This is a genomic window from Pantoea sp. SGAir0215 (assembly GCF_043543215.1).
In genome coordinates, this window is the sequence record NZ_CP028031.1 from 1,248,491 (window position 1) to 1,267,855 (window position 19,365).

Consider the following 19,365-nt stretch of genomic DNA (forward strand, 5'->3'; position numbering starts at 1 on the left):
GAGGAGTTGTTTTGGCCAAAGCGGCAAAACGCGCATTTGTCTGTAACGAGTGCGGAGCAGATTATCCACGCTGGCAGGGGCAGTGCAGCGCCTGTCACGCCTGGAACACGATTACCGAGGTCCGTATTGCTGCCTCACCGGCGGCGGCGCGCAATGAGCGCCTCAGCGGTTATGCAGGCAATGCCGGAACCAGTCGGGTGCAAAAGCTGTCCGAAATCAGTCTGGAAGCCTTGCCCCGTTTTTCGACCAGTTTTAAAGAGTTTGACCGCGTACTGGGTGGCGGTGTGGTACCGGGCAGTGCCATTCTGATTGGCGGTAACCCCGGCGCCGGGAAATCGACGCTGCTGTTGCAGGTGATGTGCCGTTTAGCCGAGAGCATGAAAACCCTCTACGTCACCGGGGAGGAGTCATTACAGCAGGTCGCTATGCGCGCCCATCGTCTGGGATTGCCGAGTGACAATCTGAACATGCTGTCGGAAACCAGCATTGAACAGATCTGCCTGATTGCGGAGCAGGAGCAGCCGCAAATCATGGTGATCGACTCGATTCAGGTGATGCACATGGCGGATATCCAGTCGTCGCCGGGCAGCGTGGCGCAGGTGCGTGAAACGGCCGCCTATCTGACGCGTTTCGCTAAAACCCGTGGCGTGGCAATTATCATGGTAGGCCATGTGACCAAAGACGGATCGCTGGCCGGGCCAAAAGTTCTGGAGCACTGCATTGACTGCTCCGTCCTGCTGGACGGCGATGCCGATTCCCGCTTCCGGACGTTACGTAGCCATAAAAACCGCTTTGGTGCCGTCAATGAACTTGGCGTATTTGCCATGACCGAGCAGGGCATGCGTGAGGTGAGCAACCCATCCGCCATTTTCCTGTCGCGTGGTGAAGAGATCACGTCCGGCAGTTCGGTCATGGTGTTATGGGAAGGCACCCGTCCTTTACTGGTGGAGATTCAGGCGCTGGTGGATCATTCGATGATGGGCAATCCGCGTCGGGTTGCGGTCGGTCTGGAACAGAACCGCCTGGCCATTCTGCTGGCAGTGCTGCATCGTCATGGCGGTTTGCAAATGGCGGATCAGGATGTGTTCGTCAACGTGGTCGGCGGCGTGAAAGTCACGGAAACCAGTGCTGACCTGGCCCTGATGCTGTCGATGGTGTCCAGCCTGCGCGATCGCCCTTTGCCGCAGGATCTGGTTATCTTTGGCGAGGTCGGACTGGCCGGAGAGATTCGTCCGGTGCCCAGCGGACAGGAGCGCATTGCTGAAGCGGCTAAACATGGCTTTAAGCGGGCGATCGTGCCGGCGGGTAACGCACCGAAAAAGCCGATTGAGGGCATGCGCGTATACAGCGCGAAGAAGCTGGCGGATGCGTTGGCTATCCTTGATGATCTCTAAGCGAGTCCGTTTGTCCGGTGGCCGTATGGTCACCGGGCAGACGACAGGCTACGCTCTTCCCCTCGTTGAACATTGCTTGCAGGAGGCACCACATGTCGGCGTTTGATTATTTAAAAACGGCGATTCGCCAGCAGGGCCACACGCTTCAACAGGTGGCCGATGCCAGTGGCATGACCAAAGGGTATTTAAGCCAACTGCTTAACGCGAAAATTAAAAGCCCCAGCGCGCAAAAGCTGGAGGCACTGCACCGTTTTCTCGGCCTGGAATTCCCCCGTCGCGATAAAAAAATAGGGGTGATTTTTGGCAAGTTTTATCCGCTCCATACTGGCCATATCTATCTGATTCAGCGCGCCTGTAGTCAGGTCGATGAGCTGCATATCATCATGGGCTACGACGAGCCGCGCGATCTGAGCCTGTTTGAAAACAGCGCCATGTCGCAGCAGCCCACCGTCAGTGATCGTCTGCGCTGGTTACTGCAAACCTTTAAGTACCAGAAAAATATTCGCATTCACGCCTTCGATGAAGAGGGGATTGAGCCCTATCCTCATGGCTGGGATGTGTGGAGCGCAGGGGTAAAGATCTTTCTGGAAGAGCAGGGGATTGCGGCAGACTGCGTCTATACCAGTGAGGCACCAGATGCTGAGATGTATCAACAGCATCTGGGCATTCAAACCATACTGATCGATCCGAACCGATCGTTTATGAATATCAGCGGCGCGCAGATTCGTCAGGATCCTTTCCGCTTCTGGGATTACATCCCCACCGAAGTGAAGCCCTTCTTTGTGCGCACCGTGGCCATTCTGGGCGGTGAGTCGAGTGGGAAATCGATGCTGGTGAATAAGCTGGCGAACATCTTTAACACGTCCAGCGCCTGGGAATATGGCCGCGACTATGTCTTTTCACATCTGGGCGGCGATGAGATGGCGCTTCAGTATTCAGACTACGACAAGATCGCGCTGGGCCATGCACAGTACATCGATTTTGCGGTGAAATATGCCAATAAAGTGGCATTTATTGATACCGATTTCGTCACGACCCAGGCATTTTGTAAAAAGTATGAAGGCCGTGAGCATCCGTTTGTTCAGGCCATGATTGACGAGTATCGCTTCGATCTGGTGATCCTGCTGGAAAACAACGTACCCTGGGTAGCGGACGGGTTACGCAGCCTGGGCAGCTCTGTCGATCGCCGCGAGTTCCAGAGCATGTTGATAGCGATGTTAGGTGAAAACAACATCGACTTCGTTCATGTGCAGGAAGAAGATTATGACGCGCGCTTCCTGCGCTGTATTGAACTGGTGAAAGGTATGCTGGGCGAACAAAGCGCCCTTTGAGGTTTTTGCCTGCACGCCGGGGCGGTGAGGGGACACCCTGCCGCTCCTCACGTCCTGTTTTCTGCGCCTGTTATTTTCCCGCCTTTTTGATTACAAAAAATAATGCTTTGCGAAATACCGCGCCCTCCAAATAACGTACGTAACATACACAAACAAAATAAAGAATTTTGAATTCCTGAGTAACATTATTTCGTATTTAAAGTCTGAAATTATTTTATTTCTTCTGTTTGTTTATGTTAAATGTAAGTTCAATATTATTTACTGGCTTATATTAAGGGAGCATTCATAAGACAGAAATAAGGATATATCCGGATTTAATAATATGAAAAAGATAAGTATTGGTAATGAAGTGGTTTTTTATCCTGGGAAAAGGGAAATTGTTGGTAATAATCAGGTGCTGAAGCTGCATTCTTCAGTCTCATATTGTTTTGAATTGCTGATCGCGCGGCAGGGCGAAATTGTCGATCATGAGGCGTTTTATCAGTATGCCTGGCGACGGTTTGGGATGGAGGTCAGTGCCAATGCGTTATATCAAAGTATTTCGCTCATCAGAAAAGCGCTGGTGGCATGCAATATCCGTCAGGATGTGATCAGGACCATTCCACGCCGTGGCTTCATGCTGGCAAATGCGATTCTTATTGAGGAGTCGACAATTGCGCCTGCTGATGAGGACGCTGGGGCAGGAAAAAACGACCAGAAAGACGAACAGAATATTCCGCCCTTCGCTACGTCCGGTGAAGAGGCGAGTGCGTGCGATACAACGGAATCCGTTATTCAGGATGATGAGGATATTTCAGAAAACCTTATTAAGAACGCACCGTATTCTGAACCAGAATCTCAACAGCCCATCAGCCGTCCTGAGCCTGCTGAATTCACTGTCAGCAAAGGCGCTTATCGCTATGCTATTTCGACACGGCATCTTTTTATCACGGGACTGGCGGTGATGACGATACTGGTTTGTGGTTTTGCCATCATGACCTTTTCACTTCACCGCCACGAGATGATTTTTATTAAACGGTTTGATATGAATGGATGTGAAATATACGCCAATGAAAAAGCCGGTAATGGCCTGGTCGCGCGCATCGCCGTTGACAGTAAAGTCAGTTGTACAGAACGACGAAAGATTTATATCACGGCATTTACCAATGGTGAACGCATTTCGGTACTGCAATGTAAAAATGCACTCTCGTTTTTCGGCTCCCCCGACTGTATTTCGTATTATTATATAAGGAGTAAGTAGTGAAGTTAACCTTTCTGTTGGCTGTAATCGTGATGACAGCAGCAGGCATTGTCGTGTTTTTATTCAGACAGGATTCTGTCCATTGTATTGCAAACAGTAATTACATCAGAAATGGTGAGACATTTTCCGTCATCACCTCTCATGATATGCGAGAGGGGCACGGTGTTATCGCCATCACCGGCCGACTCACCGATCACGATAATAACGTTACTCGTCTGAGCAAAATTATCCGGTTTACTTATCAGCGCGAGGGCGATCTGTACCTTGCCCGGTCAACATTAATTGAATCGTCCCCGGATAATCAAATGTCCCAGCAGGAACAGCAAAAGTGGCTGCCGGCATTTTTTATTAACGTGGGGGCGACGTTTCCCTTTGTCATCAAAAGGACGGGTATTGACACCTGGACATTTTATTCGGGCCCTGTTCCGCTTTACCTCTGCGAAAAATAAGCCATAAAACGTGGCGATCGTTAATGTTCTTTGTGGGTTCCCGGTCTGTGGTTATCTTAAGGGGACTCTCATTTCAGTAACAGAGGATTAACACCATCTAATTGAATTTAAATATCTTTCTATTTGATGGTGCATTCCTTCACATAAGCTCAGAACACTTCACACACCGTTCCCCTGCCGTGCGCCTTATGATCCTCGCCGCCAATGCGCATCTTTATTCATCAAAAATCATAAGAGGGAATCAATGAAAGCCAGCTCTTTTTCACGCTGCATGACGCTTGTTGTATGGAGTGCGAGTTTAATGTCTTGCCATGTTTTTGCAGCCTCAGAAAATACAATTCGCTTTCAGGGTGAGGTCAATGCACAAACCTGTAACGTCAATGTTAATGATGCAACCGGCAGCCCGATTATTTTGCTGCCGACCGTTTCAACGGCCGAGTTGAGTACAGCAAAATCAACCGCCGGTAAAACACCTTTTACGATTAACTTAACCGGTTGCGTCGCACCGGACGCCGGATCAACACAGGCAATGGCAATTAATTTGGCTGGCAATAATATTTCGCCCACCGGCGATTTACTCAATACCGGCACCGCCGAAAACGTGGCGCTGCGTTTACTGGACAGTAACGACAACGCGATAGATTTGTCGGGTGGGACGGCCAGGGTCACCGGTATGACGCTGGAAAGCGGAAGCACCAGCGCATCGCAAAACTTTTCAGTCGTCTATTACAGCGACTCTGGAAAGGCGGGCGCCGGTACGGTTTTAAGTAGCGTTCAATATTCTGTCAGCTATCCCTAATCATCAGGCCCCCTTATTTTAAGGGGGCAGGAGAACCCTGTGTTGAAGTCTCTAGTTCTTCTTTTTCTGGCCTTTTCAGCCATGTTTTGTCAGGCAAGCGTCGTATTAAATGGCACGCGCGTCATTGTAGACGGTGCGAAAAAAGAAAAAACGCTTCAGTTTACGAATACTGGCGATCAGCCAGCGCTGATTCAGATTCAGGCGATCAATCTCAATAATCATTCTGTCCCCCCTTTTGTGGCGTTGCCGCAAATATTCAGGATTGCTCCTGAAGCCGGCCAAACGGTAAAGCTCAACGTGACGGAGAATAATCTTCCTCAGGACAGAGAGTCACTGTTTTATATGGATTACACCGAGATCCCCTCGTTAAAAAAAGGGCTGGAGGATAAGAATAAACTCTATTTGATTATTAAGAACAGAGTAAAGGTTATCGTTCGCCCAAATGGACTGAATTTTTCCATGGATAACCTGAAGAATGCGCTCTCATACCATATTCAGGGACATGACATCGTTTTCCGCAATGCCTCGCCCTTTTACGCCAATATTCGATCTTTTGCGTTGGTTAAAGGAAATAACCGTGTTCCCTGGCATGAAGCCGTGACGCTGGCACCGTTTAGTGAGCAGCGTATTACGTTAAAAGGCCAGTCATCCCTTCAGGGATATACGCTTAACGCCGTTCTTATTAATGATTTTGGTGCCGACGAAAGAATAAACGTGAACGAAAAGTAGCAGAAATGAATATAGTCTCATTATTCTTATTGTTCGCTTTGAGTCTGCTTTTCCTCCGGGGCGGTCAGGCGGCTGAAGGTCAGGATGACTATCTGTTTGATCCTGCTTTAGTGCGCGAAATGCTGCCTGGACAGATTGCGATGCCTGACAATGTGCAGGACGCCTGGTTCCAGCCCGGCCGCTATGATGTCGATCTTTATCTCAACGGTAAATTTCAACAGTCCACGTCGGTTGATATCGTTCGTGCGGGTAGAGCGCTTTCGGTATGCCTGCCGTTGTCCTTTTATCAGGCCTTCGGCGTCAAAGCCCACTATCTCACTGCGCTCAAGGCGAAAGACTGTGGCAGGCCCGATGCGCTTTTGACGGGCGCGTCAGTTAACGTGAATACGGGCAGCCTGCGTGTAGACGTTACCGTCCCACAGGCGATGCGGGTTCAGCGGCCCGTCGGCTATATCGCGCCCGAAAACCTGACGGCGGGCACGACCATGGGGTTCGTGAATTACAATCTGAACCAGTTCTATTCCGATTATAAAAATGCGCAGCGTTTCGAATCCACGTATCTGGGTATTAACAGTGGCATCAATGTCGGCATGTGGCGTTTTCGTCAACAGGGAAACTTTACGCATGACGAGGTCGGCAATCGCTGGCAAAGCGCCAGGGCCTGGGTACAACGTGCGCTGCCGTCATTACGAAGTGAGGCGGGCATAGGCGAGCTTTTCAGTAACGGCGATCTGTTTACGGCGGTCAGTTTCAACGGGGTCAGTCTGGACTCTGATGACCGTATGCTGCCGGATTCTGTTCGGGGTTATGCACCGCTGGTGCGCGGCGTGGCAAACAGCAATGCCCGCGTGACGGTCTGGCAGGGCAAGCAACGGATATATCAGACAACCGTGCCGCCAGGGCCGTTTACGATCAATGACCTGAGCCCGGTGAGCTATGGCGGCGATCTCAGCGTGGAGGTTCAGGAGTCTGACGGCAGCCTGCATCGTTTTAGTGTGCCGTATGCGGTCTTACCGCAGTCGCTGCGTCCAGGCCGGACAGACTACAACTTTGCCGCCGGTAAAGTCAGGGATTACAGCAAAGCCAACACCTTTACTGAGTTAACCGTCAGGCACGGCCTGAGCAATGCCATTACGCTGAACGGCGGCGTCAGGCTGGGTGAACGCTATCATGCCGTGCTGGCTGGCGGCGTCTGGGCTTCAGACACAGGGGCCGTGGGATTTAACAGCGCGTATTCCAGCGCGGTTCTGAACGGCGGTGAGTCGACCCAGGGATGGCGTTACGCACTGAGTTACAGCCGGACCTTTCAGCCCACGAATACCACTCTGACGTTTGCGGGCTACCAGTATTCCACCCAGGGTTACCGCGATCTCAACGACGTGATTGCACTGAAGAATGCGGAAACGCCGGGCCGCAACAGTATTACCAGCGAATATATGCAGCGTACCCGCCTGCAGATGACCCTGAATCAGACGCTGGGGCAGTGGGGCAACATCTATCTCTCCGGCTCGAAGCAAAATTACTATGACGGTCGCTCACGGACGACACAGTTTCAGGTCGGTTATGGCACGGTGCTGCCCAAAAACATCGCACTGAATATTTCCCTGTCCCGCCAGTATTCGCGCAGAGCCTATGCCACCGATCCGCGCAGAGCTGTCATGGCTCAGTACGCAGACGAGACGTTTTATAAAGATACCCAGTTACAGGTCAGTGTCTCTGTGCCGCTGGGCACGGACGCCACTTCACCTTACCTGGCTCTGGGGGGATCCCGTGGAAGCCAGAACGGCAGTAATTACACAGCGTCGCTCAGCGGGCTGAGTGGTGAGAGCGGCACCAGCTACAGCCTGAATGTGAATCGCGATCAGCAGCAGCGTGACACGACAGTAAGCGGCAGCCTGGGCAAAACCTTTTCTGAGGCCAGCGTGACCGGTACTGCCTCGACCTCTTCACGGTTTAATCAGATGTCCGTTAACGCCATGGGGGCGGCGGTGATCCACAGCGGTGGTGTGACGTTAGGCCATTATCTGGGCGATACCTTCGCCCTCGTCGAGGCGAAAGGGGCCAGGGGCGCACGGATCCTGAACAGCCAGGGCAGTGAAATCGATCGCTTTGGCTATGCGCTGGTCCCTTCGCTCAACCCGTATCACTACAACACCATTACGCTGGGTGCCAGCGGCAGCGACGGTCATGTGGAAATTCAGGACAGCGAAAAAAGTGTCGCGCCTTATGCCGGTGCGATGGTGAAGGTGTCGTTCAGAACCTTACGCGGTTATCCCCTGATGCTGAAAACCCGCACGAATCGCGATGCTATGGTGCCTGTGGGCGCGGATCTGCTGGATGAGACGGGCAAGCGCGTGGGCACGTTTGGCCAGGGCGGCAATGCCTGGTTACGTGTGGCGAAAACCCAGGGCCGACTGAAAGCCGTCTGGGGCGACGATGCGCAATCGTCCTGTGTGATGGATTACCACATTCCTCAACCTGAACCTGACGCGGTGATGACCTACGCGGATGCCGTCTGTCGTTTTTAGATTCTAAGGTGTTAATGATGAAACGCGTTTTAGCGGTAATGACATTCTTTTTTTTGACCGCATGGCTCCCGGCTTACGCGACCTGCACCCGGGTAAACCCGGTCGATCAGGGCTGTGATGCCTGCGGTGCGCCACTTAACTTCGGCAATATCGCATTAATGAATCTGCGTTATCAGCCGGCCGGCACGGTGCTGGCCCGCTCGGTGTTTCGGGTCGTACCGGCTGTCAATAACAGCAATCCCGACCGTGTGTTGTACCAGTGTGATCTTGCCGATAAAGATCAGCTGTATGAGGTCTTCGCCACCAATGGCGACAGTAACGTTGGCGGCGCCTGGGACATGGGGGACAGTTATTTCCAGACCTACTTTCCCTATACCGCGTTAAAACTGGTTCACGTGCGCAGTGGCAGGCCCTTTACCCGTATCTGGCAAAAAGTACCGCTCACCCAGTATGAAATACAGGGAAATAAAATCCTGATCCGGGGACGCGACTTCAGCCCCATCAGCGCGGAGCTCATTCGTACCGACAGAAACAACCGCACGCCGGGTTACGCGTCGTGGGGCTGCCTCTGGGCGGCGGCTGATAATTACACTGGCTCCTACAGTTGCAACCAGCCCAATGGCTATGTGGTGTTTATGGGGCCGGGGATGAATGTGCCCGAAGCGGGTCAGGACAGCTGGAACCATTTTGAAACCTGGGGAACCGGACGTTACATGGCCTTTGGGATGAATACCGCGCCGGTCGCCACTCTGACGCAAAATATGACCCAGGGCTGCCGGGTGGAGAATTATACCGCAAACGTCCTTTTCCCCGGCATCAGCATCAATGCGCTCAATGAAGGCCAGGCGGTGACGGCGCCGCTCAGCATTACGCTGGCCTGTGCGAACGGAACCGAAAACCTCTCTGGCGTTCAGTCGGGTCAGCTGTCTCTGGGGTTTCAACCGAGCTACGCCGCGTGGCTGCAGGCGCAGCAGTTGGGACTGACGACGGGAGATGGTCTTTCGCGCTACCTGGTGTCCGATCATTACGACAGTTTACCGTCGCTGGCGAAAGGCGTGGGCATTCAGCTGGAAACGTCAGGTGGCCAGCCCGTCTCCTTTTTAAGCTGGAGCAGCTTCAGCGGGAGTGCGGGCTGGCGACCGGTGCTGGAGGACGCGCAGGTGATCAGCGGCAGCCAGCAGAATGACGAGAAACTGTATCAGCGAACTTTTAACGCCCGTCTGGCAAAGCTCCCGGGTAAAACGGTGACGGCGGGCCATGTTGATGCAACCGCATCTATCCTCATTCGGCTGCAATAAGATGAAAACGTTTCTTTGGTTATGGATGTGTATCGTGATTAACGCTCAGGCCGCGGTCATTCCGCAGCAAAGCCGACTGATCTTCCATCCCGGCGAGGTGCAAACCCCGTTACTGCTGGTTAACAGCGGCGACGCACCCGTGCTGATCCAGACCTGGGTCGACAGCGGCGCTCCGGAAAAATCGCCGGGCAGTAAAGCCTTTCCTTTTGTCGCGCTTCCCGGCGTTTTTACGCTGAACAAAGATGAAAAAAAACAGATTACCGTTTTACGCACTGAGCTGGCCGCAACGCTGCCACAGGATCGGGAATCCCTTTACTGGCTCAATCTGTACGAAATCAGCGCCGTAAAAAAAGGAACGATACAGCCGGGCAGCGATAAGATCAGCATGGCGCTGAATACCCAACTTAAAGTGATCAACAGACCGTTTAAGAAGGCGATACCGTTTACGGCACGGGTGAACGCCGTCACCTATCAGGTCAGGAAAATGCAGGGGCAGGTTTTCATTCGTGCCACCAACCGTAGTGGCTACTTTTTCACGCCGGGCAAAATGACCGTGCGGGCAGGCGGAAAAGGCTACACCGTTTATCTGGACGGGGATAAAACGCTCGCGCCTTTTTCCAGCAAAGAGTATCCCCTGATGGGAAACGCGTCGCCTTCCGCGGCGAGCCAGATCCTTGTTGATTACACGGCGCTGGACGATGAGGGGAACCCGCAGGCTTTTACCACGCCTGTGGCTCCCTCCGAGGAAGCCCCGTGAAACGGGCCGAGCGGATGCCGCACGGACCGGCATCCGCAGGTGATCAGTAAACCATGACCACTTTGCCGCGCATATGGCCTTCCAGTACACGCTGGTGGGCCGCTTCCAGGGTTTCCACACTTAACCCGTGCAGGGTTTCACTCAGGGTGGTTTGCAGCTTTCCGTCATCTAACAGGCGGGCAACGCTGTTCAGAATCTCACCCTGTTGCGCCATATCCGGCGTGGTGAACATGCTGCGAGTGTACATAAACTCAAAGTGCAGCGAGGCGCTCTTAAGCTTCAGTTGATCCATTGACAGCGGATGTTCGTTCTCGACGATGGTGCAGATATGACCCTGGGGCGCGATGAGCTGGCTCATGGTTTCCCAGTGGCCGTCAGTGTCGTTAAGGCAGAAAATGTAGTCGACCTGCTTAATGCCGTGCTTTTCCAGCTCAGCGGGCATGTCTTTATAGTTGATCACCAGGTCGGCCCCGCGATCGCGGCACCACTGGGCAGAGTCTTCCCGTGACGCGGTGGCAATCACTTTCGCCTTGCTGCGCATTTTCGCCAGCGGAATCGCCAGAGAGCCTACACCGCCTGCGCCGCCAACGATCAACAGCGTTTGATCGTCACGCGCGGCTGCCATATCCAGTCGCTCGAACAAACCTTCCCAGGCGGTAAGCGCCGTTAAAGGAATCGCCGCAGAGGCCGCCCAGTCGAGCGTTTTCGGCTTATGGCCAGTGATACGGGAATCGACTAACTGTTCGGTGCTGTTACTGCCTGGGCGGGTAATATCGCCTGCATAGTACACTTCATCCCCGGGCTTGAAGCCCGTGACTTTGCTGCCGGTTTCCAGCACCACGCCGCTGGCATCCCAGCCGAGGATACGCGGCACCTGCAAACCATTTTTGATCGCGCCTTTATGCACCTTGGTATCCACCGGGTTGACCGAGGCGGCTTTTACCTGGACACGCAGGTCATACTCGCCGGGTACAGGCGTTTCCGGGAAAATTTCGGTGAAGTTTTTTGGGTTTTCGGGATCAACAGCAATCGCGCGGACAGACATAATTTATTCTCCTGTAGTGTTTCTTCAAGTGTAGAACCCCACCGCCAGGCTGATAAGATGGACAATAGTTATTAGAGTGTTCGTCTGAGGTGAACAATGGCGTTTCGTGAGTGGCAGGATATGGCGCTGTTTGCGCTGGTGGCGGAGTGCGGCAGCTTTACCGCTGCGGCAGAGCGGGCAGGTTTGCCCAAATCCAGCGTCAGTCAACGTATCAGCCAGCTTGAGCAGCGGCTGGGCATCCGGCTGTTAAACCGGACGACGCGCCAGCTTAACCTGACCTTTGCCGGGGAGCGTTATCTGCTGCACTGTCAGGAGATGATGCAGGCCAGCGAACGTGCCGAACAGGCGATTGCCAACCTGCGGGAAAATCCCAGCGGTCGCCTGCGCATCACCAGCCCGGCAGGTATTGGGGCAACCTTACTGGCGCGCTGTAACGCCGCATTTTTACGGCGTTATCCTGATGTCACGCTGGACATTTCCGTTTCAGACGAGATTCGCGACCTGGTACAGGATGGCTTTGATCTTGCCTTACGCACCGGCCAGCCACAGGAATCGTCTCTGATTGGGCGGCGTGTCGGCTACTGCGAGCGATTGCTGGTGGCCTCGCAGACTTATCTCGATCAGCATCCGCCGGTTACTCATCCGCAGCAGCTGGCTGAACATCGCTGTATCGCGCACCGCGCCTGGAACGAGTGGGTGCTTAAACGCGACAGTCAGTATCATCGCTGGCTGCTGCCGCCCGCGCACCTGACCGACAATTTGCTCTATGCCCGCGAATCGGCGCTGGGGCATGCCGGCATTACGCTACTGCCGCGTTTCTTAACGGACGGGGAGATGCGCGATGCGCGCCTGGTGCAGGTGTTACCCGAATGGACGGTTGAGGGAAACGAGCTGTGGCTGGTCTATCCCAGTCGTAAACTGAATTCGCCCGCGCTGATGAGGTTTATTGAATTTGCGTTGCAGTCGCCGGTGTTTCGCGACTTTTACCGCTGAGGAAAAGAAAAGGGCGGCATTGCTGCCGCCCCTGAATCATTTGGCAATACGCTTGTACTTGATGCGCTTCGGCTCCAGCGCATCCGCGCCCAGCGTGCGTTTCTTGTACTCTTCGTATTCGGTAAAGTTACCTTCGAAGAACTCGATCTTCCCTTCATCCTGGTAGTCCAGAATGTGCGTCGCGATGCGGTCAAGGAACCAACGGTCATGCGAGATCACCATGGCACAGCCAGGGAATTCAAGCAGGGCGTTTTCCAGCGCGCGCAGGGTTTCAATGTCCAGGTCGTTGGTCGGTTCATCGAGCAGCAGCATGTTGCCGCCAACCTGCAGCAGTTTTGCCAGATGCAGACGGCCCCGCTCACCACCGGATAACTCACCGACGCGTTTGCCCTGATCGACGCCTTTAAAGTTAAAGCGTCCGACATAGGCGCGGCTTGGCATTTCCGTGTTGCCGATACGCATGATGTCCTGGCCGCCGGAGACTTCTTCCCACACGGTTTTGGCGTTATCCATGCTGTCACGGAACTGATCGACAGAGGCCAGCTTCACGGTTTCACCCAGCACGATCTCACCGGAATCCGGTTGTTCCTGACCGGACATCATGCGGAACAGCGTGGATTTACCGGCCCCGTTCGGACCGATAATGCCGACGATGGCACCTTTCGGTACCGAGAACGACAGATCGTCAATCAGCACGCGGTCACCGTAGGATTTACGCAGGTGGCTGACTTCCAGCACCTTATCACCCAGGCGGGCACCCGGCGGAATAAACAGTTCGTTGGTTTCGTTACGTTTCTGGTAGTCGGTATTGTTCAGCTCTTCAAAGCGTGCCAGACGGGCTTTGCCTTTAGACTGCTGGCCTTTTGGCCCTTTACGTACCCACTCCAGCTCTTTCTCGATAGATTTACGACGGGCCGCTTCAGTCGAAGCTTCCTGTGCCAGACGGGCATCTTTCTGCTCCAGCCATGAAGAGTAGTTACCTTCCCACGGAATCCCCTCACCACGGTCAAGTTCCAGGATCCAGCCGGCAACGTTATCCAGGAAGTAACGGTCGTGGGTAATCGCGACCACGGTGCCTTCGAAGTCATGCAGGAAGCGTTCCAGCCAGGCGACCGATTCGGCGTCCAGGTGGTTCGTCGGTTCGTCCAGCAGCAGCATGTCTGGCTTTTCCAGCAGCAGGCGGCACAGCGCAACACGGCGGCGTTCACCACCGGACAGGTTCGCGATTTTGGCGTCCCAGTCTGGCAGGCGCAGCGCATCGGCGGCACGTTCCAGCTGTGTGTTCAGGTTATGGCCGTCGTGTGCCTGAATGATCTCTTCCAGACGTCCCTGCTCAGCTGCCAGCTTGTCAAAATCCGCATCTTCTTCGGCGTAAAGCGCATAAACCTCATCAAGGCGTTTCAGCGCGCCAACCACTTCCGACAGCGCTTCTTCAACGGATTCACGCACGGTGTGCTCAAGGTTGAGCTGCGGTTCCTGCGGCAGGTAACCAATTTTGATACCGGGCTGTGGACGGGCTTCCCCTTCGATGTCTTTATCGATGCCTGCCATGATGCGCAGCAGCGTCGATTTACCGGCACCGTTCAGGCCGAGTACGCCAATTTTCGCACCGGGGAAGAAGCTGAGGGAGATGTTTTTCAGAATATGACGCTTTGGCGGTACCACTTTGCCAACGCGATGCATGCTATAGACGAATTGAGCCACGTTGTATTGAGCCTCTGGGTCTGTTTGTCGTTTGGATGATGTCGAAGTTTAGCCTTTTTCGCCGCCTAATCACAGCCGAGGGGACGGGATTATTCGATGGCGGCCGCGGGTTCAGAATAACTGTTTGATTTATGTCCGTTGTCAGACCGACCCGGCACAGGGCAACGCGCATCAGAACGCCGGTGGACAGGCTGAAGTCAGGGCAGCCGCACGGGAATAGACTGTTGCGCTAACCACTGACTCAGCGTGGCATCTGGCGCGCTGTCGCTGACCAGCAGGTCGAAGCGTGAAAGTGCGCCAATGCGGGCCGGTAACACTTTCCCGTATTTGCTGCTGTCCGCCACCAGAATTCGCTGGCGGGCGCGCCGCATGGCGTGGTGTTTCATGGGCAGTTCATTGAGGTTATAGCAGGTCGCGCCCTGATCGTGGCTGACGCCTGCCGCAGAAATAAAGGCCAGGTCAGGGCACAGGTCATCCAGAATGCACTGTCCGCCCACCGGCGTGAATAAGGCGTTATCCGCATGGAATTCACCGCCGCTCAGGATGACATGGCAGGCGGGCTTTTCTTTTAACGCCAGAAAAGTATTCATGGCACAGCAGATGGCGGTGAAGGGCAGGGCATCCGGAATGGCATCCACCACATAGGGCAAGGTCGTCCCGCAGTCGAAAAAGACGGTATCGTTCTCCCCGATCAGACCTGCCGCCGCCTGCGCCAGCTGCTGTTTGCGGGTGGCGTTTTGGCCGTGCTGATCGGAGACAAAATAGTGACCGGGTTGGCTTCTGGGATCGCTGACGATATAGCCGCCGAGCAGGACGACGCTGGATGTCGGTTCGCTCAGATCCCGGCGAATCGTCATCTCTGAGACGTCCAGCAACCGGGCGGCATCCTTCAGGTGAAGTTTATCGGTGCGCTTCAGTGCCAGAGCGAGTTTGCGCAGACGTTCGTCGCGGCGGGTTTCCATTGTCATCTCTGAACCTGTATTCCTTGAGGTGGACGTCATATGTCTGTTACACCGCGAAGGTGGCCGGTAACGGGGGCGTTCAACTCGCCCGTTTTCACTTCGTGACCTTTGATAAAGGCAAAAAAAGAAGGCGTTGCATGCTCGACGCATCCGTTTTTTATCTTACCTGCAAAGCGATTATCCCGTAAATCGCTGGCATGCCAACCGGGGAACCGTACTGTAACCTGCAATAAGCCGATGTGTGATGTTGAAATTTTAACAATGTCTTTGCGCGATATCGGACGGCTTATACCGCAGCGCAATATGCCAGTGCGCAGGTCGCACCGGCAATGCCCGCTGAGCAACCTCCTCTACAGGTCAAAGCGCACAGGCTGTGAAAGCGCAAGGCAAGATATTATGGGTAAAAATGTCGCTATTTGGGGGCTTTCTGTCACAAAAGTGTCACGTTATTTCCTCAACCGGCTCCATAAAGGTTGCTACCCGCCAGGACGATAATCAATGTGACGAAAGTCACGTTTGTTCTCCTATTTATTCATCAGGTAACAGTTTTTATGAAGCTCAATCGATTTAAAATTGGTCAAAGACTCGGTTTTCTTGCCACGTTGCTGCTGCTTGCAACCCTGTTGATGGGGGTGAACGGATTACGTGTTAACGGACAGGCTTTAGAGAACAGTCAGGCCGTTATGGCAAAGGAGATGCTCATTGCAGAAAGTATTGATACTGCGCGCAGCGCGCAGGTGCAGTTCAAAATACAAGTGCAGGAGTGGAAGAATATTCTGCTGCGTGGGACACAAGGACAAAATACATTTGATAAATATAAAACGGCCTTTTTGAATGAAAGCCAGAAAACGCAGCAATTATTGACCCGGCTCAGTCAGATTCAGGCCAAGCTGAACCTGCCAGTTGCCCCGGTTGAGCAGGCGCGCGCGGCGCATGCCGGGCTGGAACGCCAGTACCTGACGGCGCTGAACAGCTATGTTATCAACGACATCAGCAGCCCCGCGCGGGTCGATCATCAGGTAACGGGCATTGATCGTGCGCCCACCCAGCAAATCGATGCGCTGGTCACGTCGACCTTAGCGCGTGCGCAGGAAATGCATCGGGACATTGATGCGAGTAACCTTGCGCATTACCAACAAACGCGCCTGCTGTTGCTGATCGCAATGGGATGCATCCTGTTAGTGGGCGCGGGAATTACATGGTGGCTTATCCAGAGCATTACGCAACCGTTGAAACAGGCAATCACGATAGCCAAAACGGTAGCAGCGGGTGACCTGCGCGCCCGTATTAGCGTCAGCGGACGTGATGAAACGGCACAATTGATGGCCGCACTGCGCGATATGAATACGAGCCTGACACGCATTGTGATCGGTGTTCGCGGTGGAACAGAGGCCATTGCGGCCACGACAGATCAGGTGGCACATGGCAGCCGTGAGCTTTCTTCACGTAATGAAGCGCAAGCCAGTGCGCTGGAAGAAACGGCGGCGTCAATGGAACAACTGACCTCTGTTGTAAAAATCAATGCAGAAAATGCCCATCATGCCAGCATCATTGCACGTGATACGCGCCAGCGCGCCGATGATGGCGGTGAGGTGGTCGAAAAAGTGGTCATTGCCATGGAAGATATCCATCAGTTTTCACGCGAAATTAATGACATCGTTACGGTAATTGACGGCATTGCTTTCCAGACGAATATTTTGGCCCTTAACGCGGCGGTAGAAGCCGCCCGTGCTGGTAACGACGGACGCGGTTTTGCCGTTGTCGCTTCAGAGGTCCGTGCACTGGCGCAGCGTTCCGCTACGGCGGCCCGCGAGATTCGGGGACTCACGGATCGATCGGTGACGCTGGTTGCGCAAGGCAATTCACTTGTAAAAGGCGCGGGGGCATCCATGCAGGCGATCGTTGAGAGCGTAAAACAGCTGTGTACGCTCATGGAGAATATCTCTGCTGCCAGCGCTGAACAGAGTGCCGGTATTGAACAAGTCAATTTGGCGGTGACGCATATGGATGCCGCGACGCAGCAAAACGCAACCTTATCACAGCAGTCAGCCCAGTCCGCACGGGCATTAGACCAGCAGGTCAGCGCGCTGGTTGAGAACGTCAGTGTATTCAGGCTCGATGCCCAGACCGCAATGTAGAACCGTGCCGGGGCTGAGCCTCTGCATCCCGTCATCTGTATTCACATCTTGAAAACAGCACTTCCCTACGGCATCAGGGCCGTGGGGAAGCCTGTTTTGTCAGCCTGGCGGCTCTTTTCGCCTACTTTTTGTGATCAAGATCACGTAAATAGATATTAGTCATACTTATGAGAATGGTTACACTTCCATAAATTGAATGATAATGATTATTATTTATGTTGTCATTTTCGTTAACAATCACTCAGTAAATACAAATAAACCACACAAAATGTAGTTTTTTGGATTTTTGCGAACATAAATTCTCAATTTTTCAGGGCTGATGGGTTAGCTGTACCGGCTAAAGATTACCGAATCTGAACTGACACGTGCGGTCTGGCACGATCTGCTGCCCTTTTACCGGGGCGGCCAGGCGACTTACGTCTTAAACAAAGGAACAGGATATGGTGTTACGTAAGCAAACTCTGTCGGTCCCGCGCCGACATCTGTCTGAAGATATTCCTGCGGCTCAGGACGTCATCTTTAACGAGGCGCAGATTACGGCGTGGCAGCAGCAAACGCACGCGGCGCTGGCGCTGATCAGCAGCACGGTGCAGCGCGTGGAGAAGCCGTTCAGCGGAATCCTGCCCCATGAGCTGGCCCCGGCGTTCAGCGCCGTCGACCTTGATCAGCCTCTGGGCAGCAACGAAGCCGCGTTGGAAGAGCTGCGGTCACTTTACCTGCGCGATGCCGTCTGGTTCCACCACCCCAAATATGTCGCCCATCTTAACTGCCCGGTTGTGCTGCCCTCGCTGCTGGCAGAGCAGATCATGGCGGCGGTAAACAGCTCCGTCGATACCTGGGATCAAAGCGCGGGCGGCACGCTGATTGAGCAGAAGGTCATTGACTGGACGCTGGGCCGCATCGGCCTGCCTGCGAGCGCAGACGGCATCTTTACCAGTGGCGGTACGCAGTCCAACCTGATGGCGATGCTGCTGGCGCGGGACAGTTGGTGCGCCACGCACCATCCGGGTCACCTGATCAAGCATAAGGGGTTGCCGGCGGAGGCCGCGAAATGGCGCGTGCTGACCTCCCGACTGAGTCATTTCAGTATTCAGAAGTCGATGGCGATTCTTGGCCTGGGCTACGATGCGGTGATTTCCGTGGATTACGACGAACACTACCGCATGGACAGCGTACAGCTTGAGCGCGAAATTGAGCACTGCCATGCGCAGGGCCTGATTCCCATCGCCGTCGTGGCCACCAGTGGCACCACCGATTTTGGCAGTATCGATCCGCTGAACGCTATCGCGGATCTGTGTCAGCAGTACGGCATCTGGATGCACGTCGATGCGGCTTACGGCTGTGGCCTGCTGGTATCTGAAACGCAGCGGCAGCGCCTCAGTGGTATCGAAAAAGCGGACTCGGTGACGGTGGATTACCACAAGTCATTCTTCCAGACCGTCAGCTGCGGGGCGTTTTTCGTGCGCGATAAACAGCACCTCAGCCATGTGACGCACCATGCCGATTACCTCAATCCGCTCAGCGCCCAGCAGGAAGGGACGCCAAACCTGGTCAACAAAAGTATTCAGACGACGCGCCGGTTTGACGCGCTGAAAATGTGGCTGACGTTGCGCATCATGGGCCCGGCGGCGCTGGGGGAAGCATTCGATACCATCCTGACGTTGACCGAGGCAACCCATCAGTTGCTGAAAGCCCATCCGTCTATTGAGGTGCTGCATGCGCCTGAACTGACCACACAAATCTTCCGTTTCGTACCCCGGCCTGACATGCGGGCCGCTCAGCTGGATGCCATCAATGCCGGTATCCGCAAGGCGCTGTTCCGCTCGGGTAACGCGGTGATCGCCGGTACGAAAGTCGAGGGTCACCAGTACCTCAAATTTACCCTGCTGAATCCCACCACTACGGTGGCCGACATGGAAGACGTCATTGCCCTGATTGTCCATTACGGCCGGGAGCAGGCACGTGACCTGACTTTGCAAGCCGCTAACCAGTGAGAAC

General features: G+C 54.1%; 15 protein-coding genes. 12 read left to right on the forward strand and 3 right to left on the reverse strand.

What is annotated here, in order from left to right; genetic code table 11:
* The first annotated feature begins 11 nt into the window (after positions 1–11).
* The 9 genes from radA (at position 12) to C1N64_RS05960 (ending at position 10,525) form a co-directional block, all read left to right on the forward strand.
* Positions 12–1,394, forward strand: coding sequence for a DNA repair protein RadA (gene radA, locus C1N64_RS05920; RefSeq protein ID WP_006121838.1), 1,383 nt, complete (start codon positions 12–14; stop codon positions 1,392–1,394).
* A 92-nt stretch (positions 1,395–1,486) separates the two neighbouring features.
* Positions 1,487–2,725 (forward strand): multifunctional transcriptional regulator/nicotinamide-nucleotide adenylyltransferase/ribosylnicotinamide kinase NadR, encoded by a 1,239-nt coding sequence (gene nadR / locus C1N64_RS05925; RefSeq protein ID WP_006121839.1) that lies wholly within the window; start codon positions 1,487–1,489, stop codon positions 2,723–2,725.
* 322 nt (positions 2,726–3,047) lie between these two features.
* The gene (locus tag C1N64_RS05930; protein ID WP_394515330.1) at positions 3,048–3,965 is read left to right on the forward strand and encodes a winged helix-turn-helix domain-containing protein; all 918 of its coding nucleotides are present in this window, start codon (positions 3,048–3,050) and stop codon (positions 3,963–3,965) included.
* Complete coding sequence (locus tag C1N64_RS05935) at positions 3,965–4,414, forward strand: hypothetical protein (protein ID WP_006121842.1); 450 nt, start codon at positions 3,965–3,967, stop codon at positions 4,412–4,414. Before C1N64_RS05930 ends, C1N64_RS05935 begins: the two co-directional genes overlap by 1 nt.
* A gap of 301 nt (positions 4,415–4,715) precedes the next feature.
* Positions 4,716–5,213, forward strand: coding sequence for a fimbrial protein (locus tag C1N64_RS05940; protein WP_226374626.1), 498 nt, complete (start codon positions 4,716–4,718; stop codon positions 5,211–5,213).
* A 39-nt stretch (positions 5,214–5,252) separates the two neighbouring features.
* A complete protein-coding gene (locus C1N64_RS05945) occupies positions 5,253–5,942 on the forward strand; it encodes a fimbrial biogenesis chaperone (protein ID WP_205952610.1) in 690 nt (229 codons plus the stop codon).
* Between the two features lie 5 nt (positions 5,943–5,947).
* Complete coding sequence (locus tag C1N64_RS05950) at positions 5,948–8,470, forward strand: fimbria/pilus outer membrane usher protein (protein ID WP_394515331.1); 2,523 nt, start codon at positions 5,948–5,950, stop codon at positions 8,468–8,470.
* Positions 8,471–8,484: 14 nt separating this feature from the next.
* Positions 8,485–9,768, forward strand: coding sequence for a fimbrial protein (locus C1N64_RS05955; RefSeq protein ID WP_058702092.1), 1,284 nt, complete (start codon positions 8,485–8,487; stop codon positions 9,766–9,768).
* Between the two features lies 1 nt (position 9,769).
* Complete coding sequence (locus C1N64_RS05960; RefSeq protein WP_367143328.1) at positions 9,770–10,525, forward strand: fimbrial biogenesis chaperone; 756 nt, start codon at positions 9,770–9,772, stop codon at positions 10,523–10,525.
* A 43-nt stretch (positions 10,526–10,568) separates the two neighbouring features.
* On the opposite strand, the gene C1N64_RS05965 is transcribed toward C1N64_RS05960, so the two are convergent.
* On the reverse strand, positions 10,569–11,570 hold the full coding sequence (locus C1N64_RS05965) for a zinc-binding alcohol dehydrogenase family protein (protein WP_006118291.1): 1,002 nt from the start codon (positions 11,568–11,570) through the stop codon (positions 10,569–10,571).
* Positions 11,571–11,666: 96 nt separating this feature from the next.
* Here C1N64_RS05965 and C1N64_RS05970 point away from each other — a divergent pair, with 96 nt between their 5' ends.
* Positions 11,667–12,563, forward strand: a complete 897-nt coding sequence (locus C1N64_RS05970) for a LysR family transcriptional regulator (RefSeq protein ID WP_039338795.1) — start codon at positions 11,667–11,669, stop codon at positions 12,561–12,563.
* A 36-nt stretch (positions 12,564–12,599) separates the two neighbouring features.
* Here C1N64_RS05970 and ettA read toward each other — a convergent pair whose 3' ends face one another.
* A complete protein-coding gene (ettA, locus tag C1N64_RS05975; protein ID WP_006118292.1) occupies positions 12,600–14,267 on the reverse strand; it encodes an energy-dependent translational throttle protein EttA in 1,668 nt (555 codons plus the stop codon).
* Positions 14,268–14,464: 197 nt separating this feature from the next.
* Positions 14,465–15,229 (reverse strand): DNA-binding transcriptional repressor DeoR, encoded by a 765-nt coding sequence (gene deoR / locus C1N64_RS05980; RefSeq protein ID WP_033740198.1) that lies wholly within the window; start codon positions 15,227–15,229, stop codon positions 14,465–14,467.
* A 551-nt stretch (positions 15,230–15,780) separates the two neighbouring features.
* Here deoR and C1N64_RS05985 point away from each other — a divergent pair.
* Positions 15,781–17,367, forward strand: a complete 1,587-nt coding sequence (locus C1N64_RS05985; protein ID WP_367143327.1) for a methyl-accepting chemotaxis protein — start codon at positions 15,781–15,783, stop codon at positions 17,365–17,367.
* A gap of 440 nt (positions 17,368–17,807) precedes the next feature.
* Entirely contained in the window at positions 17,808–19,361 is a 1,554-nt protein-coding gene (locus tag C1N64_RS05990) for a pyridoxal phosphate-dependent decarboxylase family protein (RefSeq protein ID WP_205957268.1), read from the forward strand.
* Positions 19,362–19,365 lie beyond the last annotated feature (4 nt).

Excerpts from the sequence above, each read along its gene's own strand:
- C1N64_RS05955 (WP_058702092.1), top strand. The coding sequence starts at position 8,485 with ATGATGAAACGCGTTTTAGCGGTAATGACATTCTTTTTTTTGACCGCA.
- C1N64_RS05985 (WP_367143327.1), top strand. The coding sequence starts at position 15,781 with ATGAAGCTCAATCGATTTAAAATTGGTCAAAGACTCGGTTTTCTTGCC.
- nadR (WP_006121839.1), top strand. The coding sequence starts at position 1,487 with ATGTCGGCGTTTGATTATTTAAAAACGGCGATTCGCCAGCAGGGCCAC.
- deoR (WP_033740198.1), bottom strand. The coding sequence starts at position 15,229 with ATGGAAACCCGCCGCGACGAACGTCTGCGCAAACTCGCTCTGGCACTG.
- C1N64_RS05950 (WP_394515331.1), top strand. The coding sequence starts at position 5,948 with ATGAATATAGTCTCATTATTCTTATTGTTCGCTTTGAGTCTGCTTTTC.
- C1N64_RS05940 (WP_226374626.1), top strand. The coding sequence starts at position 4,716 with ATGTCTTGCCATGTTTTTGCAGCCTCAGAAAATACAATTCGCTTTCAG.
- C1N64_RS05930 (WP_394515330.1), top strand. The coding sequence starts at position 3,048 with ATGAAAAAGATAAGTATTGGTAATGAAGTGGTTTTTTATCCTGGGAAA.
- C1N64_RS05965 (WP_006118291.1), bottom strand. The coding sequence starts at position 11,570 with ATGTCTGTCCGCGCGATTGCTGTTGATCCCGAAAACCCAAAAAACTTC.
- C1N64_RS05990 (WP_205957268.1), top strand. The coding sequence starts at position 17,808 with ATGGTGTTACGTAAGCAAACTCTGTCGGTCCCGCGCCGACATCTGTCT.
- C1N64_RS05960 (WP_367143328.1), top strand. The coding sequence starts at position 9,770 with ATGAAAACGTTTCTTTGGTTATGGATGTGTATCGTGATTAACGCTCAG.
- C1N64_RS05970 (WP_039338795.1), top strand. The coding sequence starts at position 11,667 with ATGGCGTTTCGTGAGTGGCAGGATATGGCGCTGTTTGCGCTGGTGGCG.